Origin of the sequence: Arenimonas sp. (assembly GCF_019459675.1) — a bacterium.
Lineage (GTDB): Bacteria > Pseudomonadota > Gammaproteobacteria > Xanthomonadales > Xanthomonadaceae > Arenimonas.
Window position 1 is genome coordinate 1 of sequence record NZ_JAIBFH010000015.1, and the last position, 6,517, is coordinate 6,517.

5 protein-coding genes are annotated in these 6,517 nt (G+C 66.7%); 2 read left to right on the forward strand and 3 right to left on the reverse strand.

Annotation, left to right across the window (positions count from 1 at the left end):
* Window positions 1-138 precede the first annotated feature (138 nt).
* The 3 genes from K0M70_RS00605 to K0M70_RS00615 all read right to left on the reverse strand — a co-directional run bounded on the left by K0M70_RS00605 (window position 139) and on the right by K0M70_RS00615 (window position 4,646).
* Entirely contained in the window at window positions 139-309 is a 171-nt protein-coding gene (locus tag K0M70_RS00605; RefSeq protein ID WP_290777894.1) for a hypothetical protein, read from the reverse strand.
* A gap of 370 nt (window positions 310-679) precedes the next feature.
* Complete coding sequence (locus tag K0M70_RS00610; RefSeq protein WP_290777896.1) at window positions 680-1,582, reverse strand: alpha/beta hydrolase-fold protein; 903 nt, start codon at window positions 1,580-1,582, stop codon at window positions 680-682.
* 280 nt (window positions 1,583-1,862) lie between these two features.
* Window positions 1,863-4,646 carry a pitrilysin family protein gene (locus K0M70_RS00615; protein ID WP_290777898.1) on the reverse strand — a complete coding sequence of 928 codons (2,784 nt, stop codon included), beginning with the start codon at window positions 4,644-4,646 and terminating at the stop codon, window positions 1,863-1,865.
* A gap of 221 nt (window positions 4,647-4,867) precedes the next feature.
* On the opposite strand from K0M70_RS00615, the gene K0M70_RS00620 reads away from it, so the two are divergent.
* Entirely contained in the window at window positions 4,868-5,581 is a 714-nt protein-coding gene (locus tag K0M70_RS00620; RefSeq protein WP_290777901.1) for a pseudouridine synthase, read from the forward strand.
* Between the two features lie 70 nt (window positions 5,582-5,651).
* Window positions 5,652-6,410: a hypothetical protein gene (locus tag K0M70_RS00625; protein ID WP_290777904.1), complete on the forward strand. Its 759-nt coding sequence runs from the start codon at window positions 5,652-5,654 to the stop codon at window positions 6,408-6,410.
* Window positions 6,411-6,517: the final 107 nt, after the last annotated feature.

The window sequence follows — 6,517 nt, forward strand, 5'->3', positions numbered from 1 at the left end:
CCGCAGACGACATGGCAATGATGTCGCTGCTCTTACGTGGTCCACCCGCCATCCCCCTCTCATATCCCGCCAACCGCCTTGAGTTACCCCGCGCCGACGGCGTCGGCTTGAACGAACTGTTAGGCCGCGCTTGCGAGCTCAAGTATCCGTCGGCTTGGCCGGGACACTCTCTTTCGCCTTGGCTGCAGCCGCCTGCTCCCACTTGCGATTTCGGCGAGAATCTTCGTCCACTCGAGCTTGCCGCAGGGACTCTCGCTCGTTTCTCTCCAGTTGATCCTGCTCCATCTGGTACTCAGCATCGTCACCCATGACACCCTCCTGTTTCCATGGTTTCCGGCGGAACTGCCGTGACTCGAAGAATTGAACCACAAGTTTAGAGTAGCGTCCCACCGCGCGGCCTAGCTACCGTATATGCGGACGCCACGTGCCGGTTATACCTCCGATTGAGGTGTCGGGAGGTGGCCCGCAGCGCCATGACTATTGCGGAGTTTAGGCCGACCTTGTCCGGTAAACAATCCAACGAAAGCCCGGACACCAGCCTTCTCTCCAATGTGCCCTCGGAGCTTCCCTATCCGGGGTCAAAACAGCTGTTCCTGGCCAATTCCTATGTCCGCTATGGGTCGCAAGCCGCCATCAACTACCCCCGATAAGGCGCCGTAACCGCTGTTCTGCGTCCGTCCTACGCGAGCAGCCAGGCGAGCACGTCATCCATCTGTGTTGCAGTCTGCGCAAACGCATGACCGGCGTCATAAACCCGCGTTTGAAGGTTGCAGCCGCGACGCCAGTCGAGATCCTCGAGACTCTTCGCGATGGAACGCTGATGCGGCGCCATTCCGGCATCCATCATTTCGGTGCCATGGTCCAACCACAAGCGCCGTCCTTCTGGAGCGCCGAGCTGCCTGAAATAGGCCGCCCAAAGCGAAGCGAGCGCTGGGTGATCGATCATGCGTTCGTCGTAAATGGCCCAGTTGGGCGACATGCACGCGGCGCGCCCGAACATCCGGGGTGCCTCGACGAACAATGCGCCGGCCATCACGCCGGCCATGCTCGCCCCGAAGATGGCCGTGTCCAGGCGATCCCCCGACGTCTGGTAGTGCGCCTGGATGTAAGGCTTCAATCGAGTCTCAAGGAACTGGACAAACTCCGCTGAAACAAGCGATTGGGCACCAAGCCGCGCCATTTCCCTCTCGATCGTTGCGCGAACCCCGGAATTGCCACGCTCATAGATGGCCTGGGGCATGTACTGCAGGAAACGGTCAGCCTCGAGATGGTCGATAGCAACGATTATTGTGGGCTCGATAGTCCCGGTGGCCATGAGCCGTTCGACACGACGATCGGCACGGAAATTCGTTCCGTCGCTGTCATCGGCAAAGGCATACTGCCCGTCGAGCATGTACAGGGTCCGGTGAACGATACCGTGCTCGTTATGGCCTGGGGGGAGCCACACCCGGATACGCGGTCCGGTTCCGGCCCCCGCGCCAAAATCCGCAAGTGTTTCGATCCGCCCTTGCAACCTCGTTCGTGCTCCGAGCGCTGGAATTACCGCAGCAGATGCAAGCGATAGAAAAGTTCTACGGTTCATTGGAATCTCACCTGATCTTCAGCCGCTGCGTCACAGTAGCAGTCCGCAAATAGATGCAACAGCAGTACCTCCGCTGTCGTGCGGCTTTTCCCACCAGCTCGCCAGAGCCACCAAAGTGGGGTGAAACCCCGTTGAACCCGCCGCCGAAAGCGGGCGTCAGCTGTCGTGGTCGCCTTGCCGCGGTCAGCATCACCACGCGTCGGACAATGCGCCGGGATGGACGGCGAAAGAAAAACCCCGCCGAAGCGGGGCTTTTGCGTTGCGGGAAAGCCCGGCGGCGTCAGGGCGTGGTGGTGGCCGCCGCCTCGGGCTTGGCCACGGAGGCCTTGGCGAAGTCACCCGCCGCAAACACCGAATAGCCGGCCGCGCCGAAGTGCTTGCGGATGGCCGCATCCACGTCGGACTTGGTCAGCGCCGCCATCTTCGCTTCGAGTTCGGCGCTCCAGGCCAGCGTGCGGTCGTAGTAGAGATTGCTGCGCAGCTGACCGGCCAGGGCGCCGTCTTCGGCGCGGCCCAGCACGCGGCCCTTGAGGATGCCGTCCACGGCGTCCTTGAGCTCGGCCTGCGTGACGCCGTCCTTGACCAGGCGCGCCATTTCCTCGGCGAAAGCCTGCTTCACCTTGGCGATGTTCTCCGGCGCGGCGATGGCGAACAGCTGCTGGCTGGCCGCTTCGTCCTGGATGCTGGCGTTGAAGCCCGAGCCAACCGAGTAGCTCAGGCCGTCGGTCTGGCGTACGCGATCACCCAGGCGCGACTTCATGCCGCCGCCGCCGAAGATGTTGTTCGCCACCAGCAGCGCGGCGTAGTCGGGGTGCGAGTCCGACACCGGGAACTGCCCGAACTGGATGATCACCGCATTGGCCTTGTCCGGCGTTTCCAGCATGCGCTCCACCGTGGGCGCCAGCACCAGCGGCATCGGGATGCGTTCGAAGGCCTTGGCCGACGTCCAGTCGCCGAAGTGCTGCTGCATCAGCGCGGTCACCTGCGCCGGGTCGAAGTCGCCCACCACGGCGATTTCACCGTTGCCCGCGCCGTAGAAGGCCGCATGGAAGTCGCGCACATCGGCCAGCGTGGCGCCCTTGATTTCCTCGAGCGCCTCTTCGATCGTGGCGGCGTAGTAGGGATGGCCCTTGGGCCAGTGCGCGTTGAAATGGCGGGTGCTGGCGCGCGCGGCCACCGACTGCGGCTCGCTGCGCTGCGACTCGATGCCGGTGATGTACTGCGTGCGCAGCTGCTCGAACTCGCTCTCGGGGAAGGAGGGCGTCTTGAGCATCTGCGCCACCAGCGCCATCACTTCGGGCAGGTGCTCGCGGGTGGTGGTGGCGCCCACGCCCAGGCCCTGGGCGCTGCCGTTGAAGCTCACGCGCGCCTTGAGGTCGTCCAGGCGGCGGCTGATCTGTTCGCGCGTCATGGTTTCGGTGCCGCGCGACAGCATGGCCGCCGCAAGGCTGCCGGCGTTTTCGCGGCCCATCACGTCGCCCACCTTGCCGAAACGCAGCGCCATGCTGACCGACACCGTGTCGCCGCGCGTTTCCTTCGACAGCAGCGCCAGCTCGGTGCCGTTGGCCAGCTTGGAAACGACGGTGCGGCTGTCGATGTTGGCCGGCGACGGATCGAAGGCTTCGCCCGCGGCCACGGCCTCGCGGCCCTTGTAGTCGGCCAGCAGCGCAGCCACGTCCGGCGTGGCCGGGATCTCGGCGCGATCAGGTGCGTCGGTCGGGATGAAGCGCGCCAGCGTGCGGTTGCTCTGCTTGAGATAGGCCTTGGCGACGCGCGTCACGTCGTCGGCGGTGACCGCTTCGACGCGGTCGCGATGCAGGAAGAACAGCCGCCAGTCGCCCGAGGCGATGGCCTCGGAAAGCGCGGTGGCGGTGGCGTTGGCGTCGTTGAACAGCAGCTCGGCGTCCTTGAGCAGCTGGGTCTTGGCCTTGGCCACTTCGTCGGCGGTGAAAGGCGCCTGCGTGGCGGTCTCCACCTGCTTGATCAGCTCGATGGCAACGGCTTCGTCGTCCCCGTCGCGCGGCAGCTGGGCGAGCATCAGCATCGTCCCGGGTTCAGCCAGCTGCCAGGTGCTGGCGCTCACCGACGTTGCCAGGCCGGACTCGACCAGCGCCTTGTGCAGGCGGCCACCGGGCGTGTCGCCCAGCACCTGGCCCAGCACTTCCAGCGGCGCACTGTCGGCGTGGGCGGCGGCCGGCAGGTGGTAGTTCAGGCCGATCAGGCGGGTGTCGCCCACGCGGCGCACCACTACTTCGCGTTCGCCGTCCTGCACGGGTTCGTCGGTGTAGGTGGCCTGCACGGGTTCCGCCGGTCTCTTGAGTGGGCCGAACGCCGACACCACCTTGGCCAGCGTCTGCGCCGGATCGATGCGGCCGGCCACCAGCAGCGTGGCGTTGTCGGGCCGGTAGTGCGTTCGATAGAAGGCCTGCAGCCGCTCGATCGGCATGTTCTCCACGTCCGAGCGTGCGCCGATGGTGGACTTGCCGTAGTTGTGCCAAAGGTAGGCCGTGGCCGACATGCGCTGCAGCAGCACGCGCACCGGGTTGGTTTCGCCCGACTCCATCTCGTTGCGCACCACCGTCATCTCGCTGTCGAGGTCGGAGCGGCGGATGAGGGAATTGACCATGCGGTCGGCTTCCAGGGCCAGCAGCCAGTCAAGGTTGTCGGCGCCGTCGGCGAAGCTGCCGAAGTAGTTGGTGCGGTCGTACCAGGCGCTGGCGTTGTAGCGGATGCCGCGGCGGCGCATCTCGCCCGGGATGTCGGTGTGGGTGGGCGTGCCCTTGAACATCAGGTGCTCAAGCAGGTGCGCCATGCCCGTTTCCCCGTAGTTCTCGTGGCGCGAGCCGACCAGGTAGGTGAGGTTGACCGTCACCGTGGGCTTGGTGGCGTCCGGGAACAGCAGCACGCGCAGGCCGTTGTCCAGCCGGTATTCGGTGATGCCTTCCACCGACGCGACTTCGACGGCGCCTTTGGGCGCTGCGGCGGGCTTCGCGCCGGCGGGTGCGGCCAGCGACAGGGTCAGCAGCAGGGTGCCCAGCAGCGGGGCAAGCGAACGGATCGACATGAAGGGCTCCATCAGGACAGGGCGCGGCCCATCCACCGGGCCGGACCCAAGGATGCCAACACATGGCGGCCATCGCCAGCGTTGCCGCGGTCGCGGCGTGAGGGTGGCGTGTAAGAAAACCGCCCGACGTTGGCGCCCATCCGCCGCGTCCCTGCGCTGCAGCGTCCTCCGGCCCCGCAGTGCCGTGACACAATCGCGTCCCGCCCACGCACTGGCCGCACGTGACCCTCGCCCTCGACATCCTCTTCGCCGATCAACGCCTGGCCGTGGTGAACAAACCCGCTGGCCTGATGGTGCACGACAGTGCGCTGGCCCGCGGCGAAACCGACTTCGCCGCCGATCGCCTGCGCGAACAGTTCGGCAAGCCGGTGTTCCTGGTGCATCGCCTGGACCGCGCCACCAGCGGCTGCCTGCTGCTGGCTTTCGATCGCGACGCCGCGTCGGCGCTGGGCAAGAGCCTGATGTCGCAGGCCTTCCGCAAGGACTACCTGGCCGTATGCCGCGGCTGGCCCGAGCCGGAGGAGGGCGTGATCGACCATCCGCTGGACGGCGGCCCCGGCAAGCCGCTCAAGAAGCCCGCCGTCACCACCTACCGCCGCCTGGCCACGGCCGAACTCGACATCCCCAGCGCCCAGCACCCCACGTCGCGCTATGCGCTGCTGTGCTGTTCGCCGCAGACCGGCCGTTTCCGGCAGATCCGCCGGCACCTCAAGCACGTCCACCACCACATGGTCGGCGACTCCAGCCACGGTGATGGCCGCCACAACCAGGCCTTCCGCATGCGCGGCGTGCACCGCATGCTGCTGCACGCCTGGCAGCTGACGTTCCCGCACCCCGACGACGGCCGCCTGCTCACCGTCACGGCGCCCGGCGACCGCGAGTGGGAGTCGGCCATGGCGCTGCTGGGATGGACCACGCCGCTCGCACCACCGTGACTTGCGACCGATTACCGCCACGCCGCTTCCCCTCTATAGTCACCCTGCCCCCCACGGCCCGGAGCCACCCATGAAGTTTGCCCGCCCCCTGCTGTTCGCCCTTGGCCTCGCGCTGGCGGCCCCGCTCCCGATCGCCGCGCAGACCTCCAGCCAGGACAGCAACGACGAACTGGTGATGACGTCGTCGGGATTCCTCAGCTACCACCCCGACCTGCGTTTCCGCCTGCTGGGCCTGGCCGAGTACCGCGATGAAAACTACGCCGAGGCGATGGTCAATTTCCGCCGCGCCGCCCGCTATGCCGACAAGCCCTCGCAGGGCATGATCGCCGAGATGCTGTGGAAGGGTCAGGGCACGGCGGTCGATCGCCCGGCAGCCTATGTCTGGATGGACCTGGCTGCCGAGCGCGCCTACAAGATGATGCTGGTGCAGCGCGAGAAGTACTGGGCTGAAATGACCGAGGCCGAGCGCGCCCGTGCGCTGGAGATCGGCGACGCCCTGCACGCCGAGTACGCCGACAGTGCCGCCAGGCCCCGGCTCGACCAGAAGCTGCGCCAGGGCCTGCGCAAGGTCACCGGCAGCCGCACCGGCTACGCCGGCAACCTCCGGATCGTGATCCCGGGCCCTAACGGGTCGCGCAACATCGACGGTTCGACCTTCTACGACCGGAAGTTCTGGAACACCAACGAGTACCTGCGCATGCAGGACGGCGACTGGAAAGAGTTCGGCGAAGGCAGCGTGGACATCGGCGAGCTGCAGTCGGTGGGCGAGCTCACCGTGCCCTCGGATGCCAGCCCCGAGCCCGAAGAAACCGACGACAGCCCGCGCTGATCGCCCCGCGGGGGGGGGGGTGCGGGTGACGTGGCGCCGGCCGTGGCGCTGGTTCTGGTCGAGCGGGGGCCTCGCGGCACTGTCGGCGTACTCGGCGTGCAGGGCGT

What these genes read in the sequence shown, in the direction of transcription:
- K0M70_RS00615 (WP_290777898.1), bottom strand. Translation starts at nt 4,646, where the DNA reads ATGTCGATCCGTTCGCTTGCCCCGCTGCTGGGCACCCTGCTGCTGACC.
- K0M70_RS00610 (WP_290777896.1), bottom strand. Translation starts at nt 1,582, where the DNA reads ATGAACCGTAGAACTTTTCTATCGCTTGCATCTGCTGCGGTAATTCCA.
- K0M70_RS00625 (WP_290777904.1), top strand. Translation starts at nt 5,652, where the DNA reads ATGAAGTTTGCCCGCCCCCTGCTGTTCGCCCTTGGCCTCGCGCTGGCG.
- K0M70_RS00605 (WP_290777894.1), bottom strand. Translation starts at nt 309, where the DNA reads ATGGGTGACGATGCTGAGTACCAGATGGAGCAGGATCAACTGGAGAGA.